The organism is Labilibaculum manganireducens, assembly GCF_002843385.1.
Lineage (GTDB): Bacteria > Bacteroidota > Bacteroidia > Bacteroidales > Marinifilaceae > Labilibaculum > Labilibaculum manganireducens.
In genome coordinates this window covers 152,752-172,071 of record NZ_MVDE01000008.1, presented here as the reverse complement: position 1 = coordinate 172,071, position 19,320 = coordinate 152,752, and the positions used below count along the sequence as shown (strand labels likewise).

10 protein-coding genes are annotated in these 19,320 nt (G+C 36.6%); all 10 read left to right on the top strand.

What is annotated here, in order from left to right; genetic code table 11:
• The first annotated feature begins 385 nt into the window (after nt 1-385).
• Nucleotides 386-3,316, top strand: a complete 2,931-nt coding sequence (locus BZG01_RS07670; RefSeq protein ID WP_101309231.1) for a helix-turn-helix and ligand-binding sensor domain-containing protein — start codon at nt 386-388, stop codon at nt 3,314-3,316.
• Nucleotides 3,317-3,667: 351 nt separating this feature from the next.
• Complete coding sequence (locus BZG01_RS07665; RefSeq protein ID WP_218973048.1) at nt 3,668-6,658, top strand: SusC/RagA family TonB-linked outer membrane protein; 2,991 nt, start codon at nt 3,668-3,670, stop codon at nt 6,656-6,658.
• A 12-nt stretch (nt 6,659-6,670) separates the two neighbouring features.
• Nucleotides 6,671-8,155: a RagB/SusD family nutrient uptake outer membrane protein gene (locus tag BZG01_RS07660; RefSeq protein ID WP_101309247.1), complete on the top strand. Its 1,485-nt coding sequence runs from the start codon at nt 6,671-6,673 to the stop codon at nt 8,153-8,155.
• A 228-nt stretch (nt 8,156-8,383) separates the two neighbouring features.
• Nucleotides 8,384-10,426 carry a hypothetical protein gene (locus tag BZG01_RS07650; protein WP_101309228.1) on the top strand — a complete coding sequence of 681 codons (2,043 nt, stop codon included), beginning with the start codon at nt 8,384-8,386 and terminating at the stop codon, nt 10,424-10,426.
• A 16-nt stretch (nt 10,427-10,442) separates the two neighbouring features.
• Nucleotides 10,443-11,366: a PKD domain-containing protein gene (locus BZG01_RS07645; RefSeq protein ID WP_101309227.1), complete on the top strand. Its 924-nt coding sequence runs from the start codon at nt 10,443-10,445 to the stop codon at nt 11,364-11,366.
• 223 nt (nt 11,367-11,589) lie between these two features.
• Complete coding sequence (locus BZG01_RS07640) at nt 11,590-12,900, top strand: family 16 glycosylhydrolase (protein WP_180327253.1); 1,311 nt, start codon at nt 11,590-11,592, stop codon at nt 12,898-12,900.
• A gap of 26 nt (nt 12,901-12,926) precedes the next feature.
• The gene (locus tag BZG01_RS07635) at nt 12,927-13,766 is read left to right on the top strand and encodes a glycoside hydrolase family 16 protein (protein WP_101309225.1); all 840 of its coding nucleotides are present in this window, start codon (nt 12,927-12,929) and stop codon (nt 13,764-13,766) included.
• 139 nt (nt 13,767-13,905) lie between these two features.
• Nucleotides 13,906-17,367, top strand: a complete 3,462-nt coding sequence (locus tag BZG01_RS07630) for a hypothetical protein (RefSeq protein WP_180327252.1) — start codon at nt 13,906-13,908, stop codon at nt 17,365-17,367.
• Between the two features lie 77 nt (nt 17,368-17,444).
• Entirely contained in the window at nt 17,445-18,335 is an 891-nt protein-coding gene (locus tag BZG01_RS07625) for a glycoside hydrolase family 17 protein (protein WP_101309224.1), read from the top strand.
• A 38-nt stretch (nt 18,336-18,373) separates the two neighbouring features.
• Nucleotides 18,374-19,309: a glycoside hydrolase family 17 protein gene (locus BZG01_RS07620; protein ID WP_218973047.1), complete on the top strand. Its 936-nt coding sequence runs from the start codon at nt 18,374-18,376 to the stop codon at nt 19,307-19,309.
• Nucleotides 19,310-19,320 lie beyond the last annotated feature (11 nt).

Here is a 19,320-nt window from a genome sequence, read left to right as displayed (position 1 = left end):
CCCAATTGGCAAAGTTGGATTTTAGCCCTTTCAGGCAAAGGATGGTGGCGTAAATCGGGATGTCCACAAGTTCATCAAGCAATGAATCTTAAATGGTTCGAGGATTTAGGTTTGTTTAATATGTCGAATAAATATGTACTGTTACAAAATTAATTTGAAATCGCCGTATACGAGAGTACGTACGGTGGTGTGAGAGGGCGAGGGAGTAATCCCTCTACCTACTCGATTCCTTAGTAAAGGAAATAAGTGACATAATGCCTGATTTGTTTTAGTGGAAGTATTAAAATTGAGAAGATTGAATATAGAATATAAAGAACCAATTTTCTTTTAGTTTGGATCTTTCTTAGAATCATATTAAATTTCAGCGAAACAAACAGATCCTATCTTGAAAAGAATTTCGATTATTTTCCTTTTAATTTCCATCAGCAGTTTTTTTGCTTTCTCAAAAGTGAAGAACAATGGAATTCCTTTTATAAAAAATTTTCCCCGAAGTCATTACAAAGGAGGAACCCAGAATTGGGACATTACACAAACACCCAATGGACTGCTTTATTTTGCTAATAACGAGGGGGTATTGGAATTTGATGGAAACAATTGGCGTGTGATTCCAATGCCGAATAATTCAGTTGTTCGTTCGTTGGCAGTAGATAGTTCGGGACAGGTATTTGTTGGTGCATATAACGAATTTGGCTATCTAAAGCCCGATAATCAAGGGAAGCTGAGCTATCATTCTCTCGTTGATCTTTTGCCTGATAATGATCGGAAATTTGATGAAGTCTGGCAAATTTTTCCTTATAAAAAGGGCATTCTGTTTCATTCGTTTCAAAAGATATTCTATTATAGGGACGGTGCAATTTCACAAATTCAGAATGAAAATGAATTTCATTTTGGTTTTCTTGTTCATGATCAGTTTTTTGTAAGAGAACAAAGAAAAGGACTTTGTGTTCTCGATGGCAGGTCTGTTGATTTAGTGAAAGGTGGTAAAATATTTGCTGATAAAGAAATTGTTAGTTTGCTTCCCTTGTCAAATGATTTGCTTCTCATTGCTACTGCATTAGATGGACTGTTTTTATATGATGGTACTCAGATTACCACATGGAACAATGATTTGAGTCAAAAATTCAAAACAGATCAGGTATATACAGGAATATCACTTGGGAATTTAAAATTTGCTTTTGGAACGGTTCGGAATGGTGTTTATATCATTAACAAGGATGGTCAAATAATTCAAAATATTAATACTGAAAAAGGATTACAGAACAATACAGTATTAAGTCTGTTTTTGGATCGAAAGGAAAATTTGTGGGTTGGATTGGATAATGGAATCGATTATCTGGAAATTAGTTCTCCTCTTTCCATTTTTCCAAAAGAAAAAGATCTTGGAGCAGGTTATGCATCAGTATATTATGATGGGTATTTGTATCTGGGAACAAACACTGGATTATTTGCGCGGAAATATGATTTTTCGCAGAGCCTAAGGAATGGAGAAGAGGCCTTCGAATTGGTTAAGAATACTTCGGGGCAGGTATGGCATTTACAAGTAGTAGACGGGGAGCTAATCTGCGGACACAATAAAGGAACATTTAGTATTGATAAAAAGGTAGGAAAGTTGATTTCTGACATAGCCGGGGGATGGAATTACATTTATAAAAAAGAGATTCCGAATGTAATGATTGGTGGAACCTATACTGGTTTAGTACTTTATGAGAAATCAAAACAAACGAATAAGAAGTGGAAATTTGTTAAAAGAATTAAAGGTTTCAATGAATCATGCCGGGAAATGGTTTGGAATGACGACAATTCGATTTGGATGTGTCATGGTTACAAAGGTGTATATCGTCTGTTCTTAAATGAAGGATTTGATGAATGTGCAAAATGCAGATTTTATGGCGAGGAAGACGGCTTTCAGTCAAATCTGGGTATAGATGTACACAAACTCCGGGATGAAATTGTTTTTTCAACCAGTAATGGTTTTTATAAATATGTGGCTGAATCGGATCGATTTGAAGTTCATCAGTCTTTAAATAATATATTTGACAGCGAAGAACCTGTTAATAAGTTGTTTGAGCAAAAGAATGGTGATGTCTGGTTTTTTCAGGCTGAAAATATAGGTTTGTTAAAGTCACAAGTAGATAATTCATATGAAATACTGAAAAAGCCATTCGCGCCTCTAAAATCTTCTTTTATTGGGGCTTTTGAGAATGTTACGGTTGTTGATAAGGAAAATGTTTTATTTGGGAATGAGGATGGTTTTGTGCATTATGATCCTACAGTTGTAAAAAAATACAATGATGCGTTTCAGACTATCATCAGAGAAGTTCGCATAAGTGGGAAAACAGATTCTATTATTTATTACGGAACTTATTCCAATGCTAAGTCAGTTCAATTTGATTCGGATAATGAAAATAGGGTTGAGCTGCCTTATAAAAGCAATGCCATTCGATTCAAATATTCTGCGCCTCAATTTAGCAATCCGGAATTGATTCGATATCAGTGTCAATTAATTGGATTTGATGAAATTCCATCACCATGGGCAAATAATTCTCAAAAAGAGTATACTAATCTTCCGGAGGGAGAATATGTATTTGAAGTGGTTTCAGAGAATCAATATGGAGTTAAATCTGCTAAGGATACATTTCATTTTACCATTTTACCTCCCTGGTATCGTTCTCACACAGCATTTGCTATATATGTTTTACTTGTATTGTGCTGCATTTACGCTGCTGTTATTATTATAAGATATAGAATTAAGTATTTGCAAAACCAGCTAAAAAAGAAGCAGGAGGAAGAGCTGAGACTAAAGGAACAAAAGTTTAGGGAAGAGGCACTTATTACGGAAAGGGAGGTTGTGCAGCTCCGGAATGATAAATTACGCAGCGAAGTTGAATTTAAAACCCGTGAATTGGCCGGATCTACTATGAATATCATCCATAAAAATGAGGTGCTTTCCTATTCGGTTGGAGAATTGAAAAAAGCTCTGAAAAAAATTAAGGATCCAACAGCTCTTGTTCAGGTAAGGCAATTAATGAAAACTATCGACGCTGAGTTCAACAGTGATCAGGATTGGGAGCAGTTCGAAGTACATTTTGATCAGGTTCACGAAGATTTCCTGAAAAGACTTCGATTACTCCATCCGCAATTAACACCAAAAGATTTACGAATTTGTGCTTATTTAAGAATGAACCTATCCTCAAAAGAGATTGCTCCGCTAATGAATATTTCTGTTCGGGGAGTAGAAATAAGCCGGTATCGTTTGCGGAAAAAATTTAATATAGCAAGGGAAGAAAATTTAATTGACTTCATATTGAACGTCTAATCAATAAAATTTATTCTGTCTAAAAAGAGGCTGGTGATGAAAATCATTAGCCTCTTTTTAATTTGATGTATGGTGGATTTAAAAAATGCTTAATTGTTAATTAATGTTAAGAAGTTGATTATTAGCGTTTTAAAAATATGTAAGTGTGCTGTGATGTAGTAATGATGTATTGGTGTTTCCAGCATGTAGAGTTTGTGATGTATTGTTTTTTTTGATTAGGATGGATGTTGGGCTTACATTGCAATCGTTGTAGGTGTATACTGTGAAAACAGAACATCGAACTAATTTCTAATCTTAACTAACTAATTTATGAAAAAAACGGTCTTGTTTTTATTTCTCACATTCTTTTGCATGGCAACATTCGCGCAAAGGCATGTTGTGACTGGTGTCGTTTCCTCTGCTGAGGATGGTACGCCCATACCATTTGCTTCAGTAGTGGTAAAAGGAACAACTATTGGAACTTCAACTGATTTTGATGGTAAATACTCTATTGAAGTAACTGAAGATGCAATACTTGCTTATTCTATGATAGGGTTTGAGACTAAAGAAGTTCTTGTCGAAAGTAAAATTGTAATAAACGTTATACTACTCACTCAGACAACAGGTCTTGATGAGGTAGTTGTAGTAGGTTATGGTACTCAAAAGAAACGGGATGTGACAGGAGCTGTGTCCATTGTTGACTCTAAAACAATTGAAGCTTTAAAACCGGTTAAGGTAGAGCAGGCACTACAGGGAACAACTGCAGGAGTAACAGTTACTTCCGCTTCCGGTGCTCCTGGTTCAGGATTAGACATCCGTATTAGAGGAATCTCAACAAATGGTGATGCATCCCCGGTAGCAATTATTGATGGATATCAAGGTGATTTAGGAACTCTTAATCCTGATGATATTGAGACTATTACTGTTCTTAAGGATGCACAGGCAGCAATTTATGGAACAGTTGGTGCTAATGGAATTATTTTGATTACAACCAAGACAGGTCGAAAAAATACAGCGGCAACTGTAAGCTTTAATAGTTCTATCGGTATTCAGGAAACATCAAGAAAATTGCCGGTTTTAAATGCAACAGAATATGGTGTTTTATTAAATGAGGCCTATGCTGCCAATGGTGAAGCTTTGCCTTTTTTGAATGTTGCAAATTTAGGTAAAGGAACAAACTGGCAAAATGAATTGTTTGAAAGAGCTCCTGTATTAAATAACAATATTAGTGTTAATGGTGGTTCTGATAAAATTGTATACTCTTTAAGTGCTTCAGATTTGGACCAAAAAGGAATAGTTGGGAAGGATAAAACGGGTTATAAACGCAATACAGCCAGAGTAAATTTAGGAGCTGATCTTTCCGATAATTTTAAGATGAAGTCATCTGTAATTTACACGTATATCAAAAGAAAATCAATTAATGAGAATGGTCTTGGATCTGTATTATTTAATGCATTAAATATGCCTTCAACAATGCCGGTTTACGATTCAAATGGAAATTATTTCCTGGCTCCAACCAGTCTTGGGATTGAAATTATTAATCCATTAGCACAAATTGCCGATACTTATAATGATTACAATTTGAAGAAGTTGAATGGTAATTTTAGTTTGGATTACGAATATTCGAAACATTTGAAAGCGACTGCACGAATTGGATTTAATACTAGTAATTCAGAGTCTAAGACATTTAGTAAAATTGTTGATTACGGAGGAAAAGTGTTCGATAAAACACGAAGTAGTGTAAATCAGAATGCCGAAAACTTCAATGATTATACTTTTGATGCATTTGTTACTTATGATAATACTTTTAACGAAAAGCATCATTTATCAGCAACACTTGGTACTACCGTTTTTAAAGAGTGGGGAAATCATTTGGATGCGACAGGTTATGATGTTCCAAATAATTCATGGGATTTTGCAGACATAGGATTGGCTAATGGGGTTAGTGATTCCAAATCAGTTGGATCATGGACTTTTGATCAAAGAAGATTGTCGTATTTCTCAAGAATTCAATATGATTATGAAGGAAAATACTTGCTGTCAGCAATGATCCGCAGGGATGCCTCAACAAAATTTGGTCCTGATGAAAGTGTTGCTTACTTCCCTTCTGCAACTGCAGGTTGGGTTATTTCGGATGAAGATTTCATGAGCGGCATTGAAGAAATCGATTTTATTAAATTGAGAGCGAGTTATGGTTTGTTAGGATCTGACAAAATTGATAGTTATAAATACATTTCACAGTTAGATGGTGAAGCAACCTATGTTTTTGATGGTGTTTTGGCTCCGGGAACGGCTATTGGTGCAAATCCAAATCCAACTGTGAAATGGGAAGAATCAGAACAGTTTGATGTAGGAGTTGATATCAAACTTTTAAACAATAAAATAGATGTTAATGCCGATTATTTTATTAAGACTACCAACGATTTGCTGATTGGAAATATTCCTGTTTCCGGTATTCTTGGGGTAGCTGCTCCAGGTGCAGCTGGCCCTACTGTAAATGCGGGTACTGTGCGCAACAAAGGATTCGAATTTGCAGTTGGATACAGAGGCAACATTACTAAAGATTTAAGTTTTAAAGTGAATTACAACTTCACAACATTAAATAATGAGGTTCTTGAAGTTAATAATGGTTCTGGATTTATTGAAGGTGGAAATTTTGGTGTCGGTCAGCCAGCTCCGTCAAGAATGGAAGTGGGAAAAGCTATTGGTTACTTTTATGGATATAAAACAGATGGTATTTTCCAAAATCAGGCAGAAGTAGATGCACATCCTTCTCAAACTGCACTGGGAGCCGAAGCATCACCTGGAGATATCAGATATGTTGATATCAATGGAGATGGAAAGTTAACTTCTGATGACAGAACGAATTTGGGAGATCCTATTCCTGATGTAACAATGGGCTTAAACATTTCATTGAATTATAAAGGATTTGATTTCGTAGCATATTCTTACGCTTCAATTGGAAATGAGATGGTTCGTAATTACGAGAGATCCAATTCAAATGTAAATAGATTAAGCACCAGCCTTAACAGATGGACTGGAGCGGGGACAAGCAATTCTGTTCCACGGCTGACAACTGCAGCAACAGCAAACAATATCTTCTCAGACTATTTTGTTGAAGATGCCTCTTTCTTACGAATTCAGAATGTTCAATTAGGCTACACATTCCCAAAGAGTATTACTGAAAAATTAAGAATCTCTAAACTGCGTTTCTATGGCTCTGTTGCCAACCTATATACGTTTACTGACTATACAGGTTTTGATCCGGCAGCATCTACCGGTGCACCAATTGGTGGTGGAATTGACTATGGTTTCTATCCTGCAGCCAGAACATTTACATTCGGATTAAACCTTAATTTTTAAAAAGCCATGAAAATGAAAAATAGATTATACAGCAAAGTTGTATTCACGGTTTTTATCTCATTATCAGCATTAGTTTTTTCTTGTTCTGATGACTTTGTAGAACTATCACCTGAATATTCAATTGACTCTGAGAATTATTTTAATTCTTCAGATGATTATTACAATGCTCTTATTGCATCTTACGATATGTTACAATCAACGTATGTAAATGTAATATTAGGAGAAATAGCTTCAAACAATACTCTTTGTGGTGGCGAAAGTGCTACTGATGTTGTTGGATGGCAACAGGTTGACGATATGATTCATACACCTGTAAATAGTAATCTGAGAGATGTATGGAACTGGATGTTCGCCGGAGTGCAGCGTTGCAATTACTTTATGGAATTCAAAGATAATATCGACTTTGATGGAAGAGAAATAATGATTGGGGAAGTACGGTTTTTAAGAGCTTATTATCACTTTGAGTTGGTAAAATGGTTTGGAGCAATTCCGCTTAAAATCGATGAGCGATATAAATTAGGAGATGAAACTTCAATTCCACGTTCACCGGTATCTGATGTATATGCACAAATTGAAGCAGATCTGCTTTTGGCTATTAAAGTGTTGCCAGCAACTGCAAGTCAAACCGGCCGTGTAACAAAAGGTGCCGCTCAGGCTTTGCTTGGTAAAGCATATTTGTTTCAGGATAAATTTTCTGAGTCTGCGGCAGTTTTTGAAGAGCTGATTAAGGATGAAAATTATTCATTAGTATCTGATTACAACACAATCTTCGAGGCAGAAGGCGAAAATGGAGTAGAGTCTGTTTTCGAGGTTCAATATACTGATGTGGAAGGTGCTGGTTTTGGTTGTCTGCAATGCAGCGAAGGAAATGTAGCGGTCGGATTTAGTGGAGTAAGAGGTTATGTTGGTGATTTATATACGTCTGGTTTTAGTTTTAATCTGCCAACACAAGATGCAGTAGATGAGTTCGAACCAGGCGATAACCGTAAAGATGTTGCCATATTGGATATCGAAGCCTGGGCTGCTGAAACAGGTGCAGAATATACTACTGGTTTTGAACATACCGGATACTTCAATAGAAAATACATTCCGCGCAAAAGGAGTGCTGACGCACAAGGTGATTTGAACTTGACCAATCCTAACAATTACAGAGCAATCAGATATGCTGATGTTTTATTGATGGCTGCTGAAGCCAATAATAGAGGTGGAGTTTCAGACACAAAAGCACAAGAATATCTTTCACAAGTTCGACGCAGAGCTTTTGGTGATACGAATCACGATGTTACATTAACAGGAGCTGCTTTAACCGATGCGATTTATCATGAACGCAGAGTTGAATTAATAGGAGAAGGACATCATTTCTTTGATTTGGTGAGAACAGGCAGAGCGGCCAGTGAAATAGATGGATTTGTTGCAGGTAAAAATGAGGTGTTTCCTATTCCATTAGAAGAAATTCAGTTTGCCAACGGGAATTGGGAACAAAATCCAAATTATTAAAACTAAAAGAATATGAAACGTCCATGCCAAGGTATTTTGACATACAGGAAGATGATTATTCCCGGCGTGGTAAGTTCTCCCGAAACAAGTTCGGGACAGGCTATATGACAAAAACTTAAAATTATAATCATATGAAACGTCCATGCCAAGGTATTTTGACATACAGGAAGATGATTATTCCCGGCGTGGTAAGTTCCATATGGCAACTGAAAAACAAATAATAAACATATGAAAATACTAAATAAAATAAGCGCATTTATTTTCATTTTAGCTGTCGTTTTTGCTTGCGAAACGGATGAAGATAAGTTGTATTCATTGGATTATGTGACTGCACCAACTAATGTGTCAGCCATATTCAATATTACTCAGGATAATACGGGTATAGTAACAATTATACCAAATGCAGATGGTGCTTCATCTTATAGAATAGATTTTGGCGATGGTTCTGAAGTTGCAGAATATACTCAGGGTCAAGAGGCGGCGCATACTTATACTGAAGGTGTATATCAGCTTAGCATTTTAGCTATTGGTTCTACTGGTCTTTCTACTGAATTTATTCAAGAAGTCAATGTTTCATTTAAAGCACCTGAAAATTTAAAAATTGTTGTTGAAAATGATCTTAGCATTTCTAAGAAGGTAAATGTTAGTGCAACAGCTGATTATGCAACTGTTTTTGATATCTATTTTGGTGATGTGGCCGATGAAGAGCCAACACCAGCAATGCCTGATGAGCTTATCTCTCATCTTTATGAGGTTGCAGGAGATTATGAAATTAGAGTAATTGCAAAAAGTGCAGGAGCAGCGACTACTGATTCTACATTCACATTTACAGTTACTGAGATTTTAGCTCCGGTTACGTCGGCACCAACACCTCCTTCCAGAAATGTAGAAGATGTAATTTCGATTTACAGTTCTGCTTATGCTGATATTGAAGGAATTAACTACAACCCGGATTGGGGACAATCGGGTCAGGGAAGCAGCTATGGAGAATTTGATCTGAATGGTGATAAAATGCTTCAATACATCAATCTTAGCTATCAGGGAATTGCTTTAGCTGATGGAACATCTGTAGATATTACTGGTATGGAATTTTTACATATGGATGTTTGGACTCCTGATGTTACCAAATTAGAAACTTCACTTATTAGCGGTACAAATGGTGAAAAACCAGTTTCGAGCGATTTAACTGCTTTTGAATGGACCAGTATTGATCTTGCAATATCTGCATTTACAGATCAGGGATTAACAGTTGCAGATATCATTCAATTAAAATTAGTTGGCGATCCATGGGCGGCAGGAACTGTTTTTGTAGACAATATTTATTTCTATAAAGCAAAATCATCATCGCCAACACAAGCGCCTCCAGTACCACCTGCAAGATATGTGTCTGATGTAATTTCCATATTTAGTGATGCTTACACAAATATTACAGTAAATGAATGGAATCCTGGTTGGGGACAGGCAACAACATTAACCAGTATTGATTTTAGCGGGAATAATGTTTTATTGTACGAATCATTAGACTTTACTGGTATTGTAACTGACTATGACAATCCAACTGATTTATCAGCAATGACATTTGTTCATTTTGATTATTGGACGGGTGATGCTGATAAGCTGGCGTTAAAGCTGGTGAACACAGTAGTGGGTAGTGAAGATATTGTAGAGGTTTCTGCTGTTACTGTTGGAAGTTGGGTAAGTGTTGATATCGCTTTAGCGGATTATTCTACTGATCTGACAGCGGTAACACAGTTGCTTTTCGAATCTTCAAGTGCAACAGTATATATTGATAACTTATATTTCTATAAAGCACCAACAGAAGCAGCGCCAACACCAACAACGAATGCTGCGGATGTGATTTCCATATTTAGTGATGCTTATACAAATATTGCGGTAAATGAATGGAATCCTGGTTGGGGACAAACAACTACATTAACCAATGTTGATTTTGGTGGAAATAATGTACTCTTATATCAAGCCCTTAACTACACAGGAATTGTTACAGATTACGACAATCCAACTGATTTGTCCGGCAAGACCTATGTGCATTTTGATTATTGGACAAATGATGCAACCAGTCTTGCTTTAAAACTGGTGAACACCATTGCAGGTAACGAAGATATTGAGGTGGTGCCATCCATAACTCTAGGTAGTTGGGCAGGTGTTGATATCCCTTTAGCAGATTATTCTACCGACTTAACAGGGGTAACGCAGCTGCTCTTTGAATCTTCAAGTGCAATGGTTTTTATAGACAACCTTTATTTCTATTAATTTAAGAGAATAACTTATGAAAAAAAATATTCAATATATATCCACTCTGCTTCTGGGAGCGCTGTTGATTTTTACTGGCTGCGATGAAGAGAAGTATGAATTAGGTACACTAAAAGTACCAGGCAATGTTGATCTTTCCTATGAAATAGTTGGTCAGGATGATGAAAACCTATATGGTGATGGCAGTGGTGTGGTAAATTTTTCGGCATCAGCAAATGATGAGATTACTTTTAATTATCTATTTGGAGATGGAAAGGATAGTGAGATTGCTGCGGATGGTAATGTATCACATGTTTTTGCTAAAACAGGTGTTAATACATACAATGTTACAGTAATTGCTATTGGTACAGGTGGTATTTCCTCGAGTAAAACCATACAGATTGAAGTTTTAAGCACCTTCACAGATGATGAAGCTGCAGAATTCCTGACTGGAGGAAGCTCTAAGACGTGGTACTGGGCAGCAGATCAACCAGGACACATCGCTTTGGGTCCTAATTTTGAAGATGCAGGCAAAGCATATGGTGCATGGTTTAGTGCAGCACCATTCGAAAAATCGTGTATGTATGATGCTGAATTTGTGTTTACCAAAACTGCTGAAGGTTTAACTTTCGAACAAACTACAGGATCTGCTTATATTCCAGGAACCTACGCAGGTAAGATAGGAGTTGATGGCGATCTATGTTATGGTGAAGATGTTGTTACTACTATGTTTGGAGTTAAAAGCGTTTCGTTCGGACCAGCGTCATCTGTTGCAACAATTGATGGGGGATACAGAGGAACCAGCTTTAGTTTAAGTGATGGCGGTTTTATGTCCTGGTACGTTGGAGCAAGTACTTATGAAATCATACAGGTAACAGAAAACTTATTGAAAGTTAGAGTTGAAGAGGATGGAACATATGCTTGGTATCAAACTTTTACCACCGTTAAACCTATACAATAATATGAAGTTGATATTGTTAAAACGAATTTACTAACCAAATAGGTTGGAATTCTTTTCACAAGATCAGCTATAAGGAAATATAGAAAACAAGACGTTGCATATTTGGATTTTTAATACCTATTGTGCAACGTCTTTTACCAATTAAAAGGTCGAATACAAAACTTTCTTTTTTACTGAAATTAGAATTGTAAATGAGGAATTTAGTAATAATATGATAATGGTTATGAAAAGGATAGATATATTGAAAATGTTTTTTGTTTGTTTTGGTTTCCTTCTTCTCGCAAGTTGCGGAAGCAACGATTCAGAATCAGGAATGAATGCGAATTTCACCTTTGATTATACTGATGGTAATCATGTGGAATTTAAAAATGAATCTGAAGGAGAATACTATTCTATGGAGTGGGATTTTGGAAATGGTGAAACTCCTGTGACTACTACAGACAAAAATAAAAGCTTTAGTATATATTATCCTGTTGAGGGAGAGTATAATGTAACTCTTACATTATTTGGTTTTACTGGAGATAAAGCAGAGGTCAGCAAAATAATCAGCATTTCAAATACCGATTTCGAAATTTCTTTTAGTGCAGAAATCGATCCAACCAATCCCAATAATGTAGTTTTGGCAAATACAACTATAGGCAACTACGATTCTTTCAAATGGGTGTATCGTAATATAGAGATTGATAATGAGGAGAATACAATTGCGTATTTTCCCAAATCCGGACAGTATGAAATCGAATTGATTGTGGCTGTAGGGAATGATACCTTTTCAACAAAACAAACAATTACCATAATTCAAGATGATCCTAACTATGTGGATAATATGACACTAGTATGGTCTGATGAGTTTGATGGAACTTCGGTTAATACAGATTATTGGACTTTTGAAACCGGAGCCGGTGGATGGGGCAACAACGAATTACAGAATTATACCAATGGTGATAACGCCGAAGTTACAGATGGCAAATTGATTATTACAGCAAAAAAAGTGAATGATGATAAAGTTGCCGGTTCATACACTTCAACTCGTTTGATTTCTAAAGGCAAAAAAGAATTTACATACGGACGATATGAAATTCGCGCCAAATTACCTTCCGGTACAGGAATATGGCCTGCTATATGGATGCTGGGAAGTAATCTCAACACAGCAGGCTGGCCTGCATGTGGTGAGATTGATATCATGGAATATGTAGGTTATCAACCTGATGTTGTTCATGCTACAGTTCACACAACTGCCGGTTCTGGTTCTAATGGTGATGGCCGCAGCGTGACACTGACAACTGCCGAAGAAGAATTCCACATTTATGGTTTGTTATGGGATGAAACAGAGATGGTGTTTTATATCGATACTCCTGATAATGTAACTCATACTTATGCACCATCAACTAAAACGGCAAGCAATTGGCCATTTGATGAAGATCAATTCTTCATTTTAAATGTAGCAGTTGGAGGGAACTGGGGAGGTGCTCAGGGAATCGATAACACTATTTTCCCTCAAAGCATGGAGGTTGATTACGTTCGGGTATATCAGTAATCGAATAATTCTACAAAACATACATTATGGCACTTAAAAATACCATCCTATTATTGGGAACAATATTTCTGTTGTCTTCCTGCAAATGGAAGAAATCAGGAAGTTCAGAAAAAAATACAGAAAGTACGCTGAAGAGCGATTATCAATTGGTTTGGAGCGATGAATTTAATTATACAGGCTTGCCCGATTCAACAAAATGGAGTTACGATACAGAAGGAAATTCAGAAGGTTGGGGAAATAATGAAGCTCAATATTATACAAAAGCAAAGAAAGAAAATGCGTGGGTTCAAAATGGTGTTCTTAACATCATTGCATTAAAAGAGCAGTACGAAGGTAAGGATTATACATCTGCCCGTTTAAATTCAAAAGCAAATTGGCTGTACGGAAAAATTGAGGTGAATGCCAAACTTCCTAAGGGAAGAGGTACTTGGTCTGCTATATGGATGATGCCGAAAGACTGGTCTTTTAAGGATGGAGATTGGCCAAATATTGGAGAAATCGACATCATGGAACATGTGGGACACAATCTGGGAGTCATTCATGCATCTGCTCATTCAACTGATTATCAATGGCAAAAAGGCACACAACAAACAGATACAATACATATAGCTGATGTGGCTGAGAAATTTCATTCCTACATCTGGGAATGGACACCTGAAGTAATGAAAGCCTATGTTGATGATCAACTTTATTTTGAATATAAAAACGAAGGTTTGGGCGAATCTAAATGGCCATATATAAAACCTTTTTACCTCATATTAAATGTTGCCGTGGGCGGAGCCTGGGGTAGTGTGGAAGGAATAGATGCTGAAGCATTTCCTCAGACGATGCAGGTTGATTATGTGAGGATCTTTCAGAAAAGATAATTGCTTTCGTTTTAGAATTAATCCTTGTAAAAAGAATAATGAATACTTACATCGGAAGAATTCGATTGTGAGCTTTAAAATATAAAAAGCAGAAATTTTACTATAAAAAGTAATTGAAATAGAATCAATTAAAATTGGAATGAAGAAGAATAACATTTATTTGGGAGACACGAGTTTGAATTGCAGTAAGGCTGAAGTTGAGGGGGAATTCGTAGAACTGCATAATGAAAAGTTTTACAGAATCAGTAATTCTGATCAAATGTCAGACTTCTTTATGAGTATAGTTAGTGATTCCGATCACTGGATGTTCATATCGAGCAATGGTTCTTTGTCGGCAGGAAGAAAAGACAGGAATAGCGCATTGTTCCCTTATTATACCGTTGATAAAATTCACGATTACAGAGATAAAACAGGCAGTAAAACAATTGTACTGGTTGAAAAGAATGAGAAAACCTTTCTTTGGAAACCTTTCTCTGATGGTCTGCGACATATATACAAGATTGAACGGAATTTGTATAAGAGTATTTATGGCAACAAAGTCATTTTTGAAGAGGTAAATTTCGATTTGGGAATGAGTTTCCGATACGGATGGAGCAACAGTGAAAAATTTGGCTGGGTAAAAAAATCGAAGGTTAGCAATATAAGCGATGGAGCAGTTAAATTTGAGATACTTGATGGTATTGAAAATATTCTTCCTTGCGGAATAGATTACGATTTTCAGAATGAATACAGCAATCTATTAGACGCATATAAGAAAAGCGAATTGCTTGAAGAGAGTGGTTTGGGATTGTACATGCTAAGTTCAATTCCGGTTGACAGAGCTGAACCAAGCGAATCGTTAAATGCAACTACTGTATGGTCGCATGGATTAAATGACAAAAGAAAAATTCTTTTATCAAGCAAACAATGTGATCGATTTAAGGATGGTTTTGCAGTTGAGGCTGAATTTGATGTTAGAGCGACAAAAGGAGCCTATATTTTAAATGCAGAATTGGAATTGGCAGCAAAAGATTCGCGCGAGTGGATAATCGTTGCAGAAGTAAATCAAACCAGCGCCGCTGTTGCCAATTTGAATCATTTTATCAGTACTGAAAAGAACATATTCGAATTAGTATCCAACGATATCGATTTAGGCACAAAAAAATTAATTCAAATTGTGGCAGATGCCGATGGTTTGCAAAAGGGAAATGATGATTTGGCTTATGCTCGTCACTTTTCAAATACGCTTTTTAATGTGATGCGTGGAGGTATTTTTACTGATAATTACCTTGTTGGATTGGATGATTTTAAATTATTCGTTCAGCAAACCAATAAATTAGTTGCCAAGGAGTTTGAAGCTTGGATGAATGAATTGCCTGCTACAATTACTTATACAGAATTAAATAATTTGGCCGAAAAGACTGGTGATTCAGATTTGATTCGAATCTGTTATGAATATTTGCCGCTAACATTTAGCAGAAGGCATGGAGACCCAAGTCGTCCATGGAACCAGTTTTCTATCGAAACAAAAAATGAGGATGGTTCTGCAAAACTGAATTATCAGGGAAACTGGCGTGATATCTTTCAAAATTGGGAAGCTCTAGGCTTGTCCTATCCTGAATTTATTGAAGGAATGATTGGTAAATTCGTAAATGCGTCTACTCCTGATGGTTACAATCCATATCGAATTACACGAGAGGGAATTGATTGGGAATGTCCAGATCCACATGATCCTTGGGCTTATATTGGATACTGGGGCGATCATCAAATTATTTATCTTCAGAAATTCCTGGAGTTGTCTAATGAATACCATCCACAGAAATTAGATGAGATGCTTTCGAAAGAGAATTTTGTTTACGCAAATGTTCCCTATCGAATTAAATCTTATCAGGATATTGTTAAAAATCCACAGGATACGATTGAGTTCGATTTTGATTTGAATGATCAGATTCGAAGCAGGGTAGCGTTGATTGGAGCTGATGCGAGAATGCTGACAAATGGCAGTGATCAACTGTATCAGGTGAATCTTACCGAGAAGATTTTAGTTACACTACTGGCTAAATTGAGCAATTATATTCCTGAAGCGGGTATCTGGTTAAACACACAACGTCCGGAATGGAACGATGCTAATAATGCCTTAGTGGGGAATGGTGTTTCGATGGTTACTTTGTGTTACCTAAGAAGATTCTTAAAGTTTTGGTCTAAAAAATTTGCGGACTTAGAAATAAATGAAGTTCAAATTTCCGAAGAAGTAAAAACTTTACTAAATAGCATTTTTAATTTGTTTACTGAGAATGCATCTCTGTTGGAAAGAGGATTTTCGGATGAAGACAGACGCCGTTTCGCCGATGTATTGGGTGAAGCAGGAACGACTTTCCGAAATGGAATTTATGCCAATTCTTTTTCAGGATTGAAAAAAACAGTAAAGGTGAGCGAATTAGTTGAATTCACCAATTTGGCTTTGATTTATATGGATCAATCCATTAAAGTAAACAAACGTGAAGATGGTTTGTATCATGCTTACAATCTGATTTCATTTACTGAAAAAACTGTTTCGGTTCGCTATTTATACCAAATGCTCGAAGGACAGGTTGCTGTTTTAAGCTCTGGTTATTTAAATGCGGAGGAAAGTCTGGATATTCTGGATGCTTTAAAAGCAAGTGCATTGTTCCGCGAAGATCAGTACAGTTACTTTCTTTATCCAAACAGACAGTTACCTCTGTTTGCCGAAAAGAATAACATCCCTGCCAAACAGGTAAAAGAGTCCAAATTATTAAGCCAGTTAGTTGCCGATAAGGATTCCTCTATTTTGAGTGTAGATAATTTAGGAGGATATCATTTTAATGGCTCTTTTAGAAATGCCAGTGTTTTAGAAAATGCAATCAATAAGCTGAATTCAGACAAATACGCGGTGCTTATTGAAGAAGAGAAGGAAAAGGTACTCGGTATTTACGAAGAAATGTTCGATCATCAGTCCTTTACAGGTCGTTCGGGTACTTTCTACGGATTTGAAGGCTTGGGAAGTATTTACTGGCACATGGTTTCGAAACTATTGCTTGCTGCGCAGGAAAGCTATTTCAATGCGATAGAGCAAAATGCAGATCCTGCTGTGATTGGTAAAATTAAAGACCATTACTACGAGATTAAAGCAGGAATTGGCTTGTATAAATCACCAAAATTATACGGAGCATTTCCAACCGATGCTTATTCTCATACACCTTCTCATGCCGGCGCTCAACAACCAGGCATGACCGGTCAGGTAAAAGAAGATTTTATATCAAGAATTGCTGAGCTGGGAGTCCAGGTTCGAAATGGAGAGATTGTTTTTAGTACCTCTTTGTTTAACGATCAGGAGATATTGAATCATGATGAGCTGTTTGTTTATTACGATGTGAACGGACAGGAGAAACAAATTGCTGTTCATAGCGGTCAGTTAGCCTTTACTTACTGCAAGGTTCCTGTAATCTATTCTTTAGCAGATAAAAATCAAATTTCAATTTCATTAAAAAATGGAGAATCGAAAGTGATTCCAAACAATACAATAGATGGGGAGACAAGTGCTTTGATTTTTAATCGAAGTGGTGAAGTGGAGAGAATCGATTTTTTAATCGATAAAAAATAATATTTGATACAATCTGTACAATCACAAAACAAGATTGTACAGATTACCTTAAACTCTAACCTAATAAGCTTAAACCGATGTCAGTAAGAAGTGAATATTTAATGTCTCTTGCCGGAATGGATCTTTCCGGTAAAACAGAAGATGAATTAGTATCTCTCTACAATCAATTGTTGAATTCCGGAATGCACGGATTATGTTTTAGTCCTTATGAGGAAGGGCAGGAACCTGGAACGCAGTTGAGTGAGGAGCAAATTAGAAGAAGAATTGACATCATCAAGCCACATACCAAATGGGTAAGATCATTTTCGTGCACAGAAGGCAATGAGTTGATTCCCGGAATTGCCAAAGAAAATGGAATGAAAACCTTAGTAGGTGCTTGGTTGGGGAAATACAAAAGCATTAACGAAAATGAAATTGCGGGCCTTATTGAAGTCGCTAAAGCCGGTCATGCCGATATTGTTGCTGTTGGAAATGAGGTATTGTACAGGGAGGATTTAAGCGAAGATGAATTGTTGGATTACATCTATAGGGTGAAAAAAGCACTTCCGGGAATTCCTGTCGGATATGTTGATGCCTATTATGAATTCGGTAATCGTCCTGGAATAACTACCGCTTGCGATGTGATATTGGCCAATTGTTATCCGTTTTGGGAAGGATGCAGCCTCGATCATTCATATCTGTATATGAAAGATATGTACAATCGTGCGTTAAAAGCGGGAAATGGTAAAAAAGTAATTGTTACTGAAACTGGCTGGCCAAATGTTGGTGAAAAATTTCATGGAGCAAAACCTTCCAAAGTTAATGCTCTTAAATATTTTATAAATACACAAATGTGGTCGAAGGAAGAGGATATCGACATTTTCTATTTTTCATCTTTTGATGAAGCGTGGAAAACCTCTGATGAAGGTGATGTTGGAGCCTATTGGGGAATTTGGGATAAGGATGAGAACTTGAAATTTTCGAAATAGTTGATTTCTTGAATTGAAAATACACTAAGCACTACAGAATGAATCGAAACGAACCACTAAATATAGAACCAGGAAAAGCGATTTGTTATTCGGGTTTCAGAGAAGGACAAAGCCCTGAATCAGGTGTTTATCCAACTTATGAGCAGGTAAAGGAAGATCTTTTGATTCTTCATAATCATTGGAAATATCTTCGTTTATACGATTGCGATGAGCAAACAGATCTTGTTTTGGAGGTCATTAAAAAAGAAAATCTTGACTTTAAAGTCATGCTGGGTGCCTACATAGGAGCGGAGATGAACAATTTTGGATGTCCGTGGGGAGGTTCATATTCCGAAGAGGAATTGACCAAAAACAAGGACCGAAATCTGAATCAAATTCAAAAACTGATTCGGTTGGCCAATGAATATCCTGAGATCATCTTCTCTTTATCGGCAGGGAATGAAGCATTGGTTCACTGGACAGATCATTATGTGCCGGTAGATAATGTGATCAAATATGTTCGAATGATAAAGGCAGGAGCCAAACAGCCCGTTACATTTTGCGAAAATTATGTGCCTTGGCTCGATCAGTTGAAAGGTCTGGTTGAGGAAATTGATTTCATCTCTATCCATACCTATCCTGTTTGGGAATACAAAAATATTCATGAGGCAATGGAATACACCAAGCAAAATTATTACAGTGTTGCTGATAAATATCCTCACAAACCTGTTGTAATTACTGAAGCTGGTTGGGCAACCAATTCGAACGGAAGAGGTATTGATCCAAACAATGTAAGTCAGGATTTGCAGGAGATTTATTACAATGATTTAATTGAATGGAGCGAGAAGGAAGAGGTATTAACCTTTGTTTTCGAAGCTTTTGATGAACCATGGAAAGGGTCTCAAGAACCAATGGAACCTGAAAAACATTGGGGCTTATTTACTGTTGAAAGGAAGCCCAAAAAGGTGATGGAGAAATTATTTTCTAACATCTAGTATCTCACATC

What these genes read in the sequence shown, in the direction of transcription:
- BZG01_RS07635 (WP_101309225.1), top strand. Translation starts at nt 12,927, where the DNA reads ATGGCACTTAAAAATACCATCCTATTATTGGGAACAATATTTCTGTTG.
- BZG01_RS07640 (WP_180327253.1), top strand. Translation starts at nt 11,590, where the DNA reads ATGAAAAGGATAGATATATTGAAAATGTTTTTTGTTTGTTTTGGTTTC.
- BZG01_RS07645 (WP_101309227.1), top strand. Translation starts at nt 10,443, where the DNA reads ATGAAAAAAAATATTCAATATATATCCACTCTGCTTCTGGGAGCGCTG.
- BZG01_RS07625 (WP_101309224.1), top strand. Translation starts at nt 17,445, where the DNA reads ATGTCAGTAAGAAGTGAATATTTAATGTCTCTTGCCGGAATGGATCTT.
- BZG01_RS07665 (WP_218973048.1), top strand. Translation starts at nt 3,668, where the DNA reads ATGGCAACATTCGCGCAAAGGCATGTTGTGACTGGTGTCGTTTCCTCT.
- BZG01_RS07650 (WP_101309228.1), top strand. Translation starts at nt 8,384, where the DNA reads ATGAAAATACTAAATAAAATAAGCGCATTTATTTTCATTTTAGCTGTC.
- BZG01_RS07630 (WP_180327252.1), top strand. Translation starts at nt 13,906, where the DNA reads ATGAAGAAGAATAACATTTATTTGGGAGACACGAGTTTGAATTGCAGT.
- BZG01_RS07660 (WP_101309247.1), top strand. Translation starts at nt 6,671, where the DNA reads ATGAAAAATAGATTATACAGCAAAGTTGTATTCACGGTTTTTATCTCA.
- BZG01_RS07620 (WP_218973047.1), top strand. Translation starts at nt 18,374, where the DNA reads ATGAATCGAAACGAACCACTAAATATAGAACCAGGAAAAGCGATTTGT.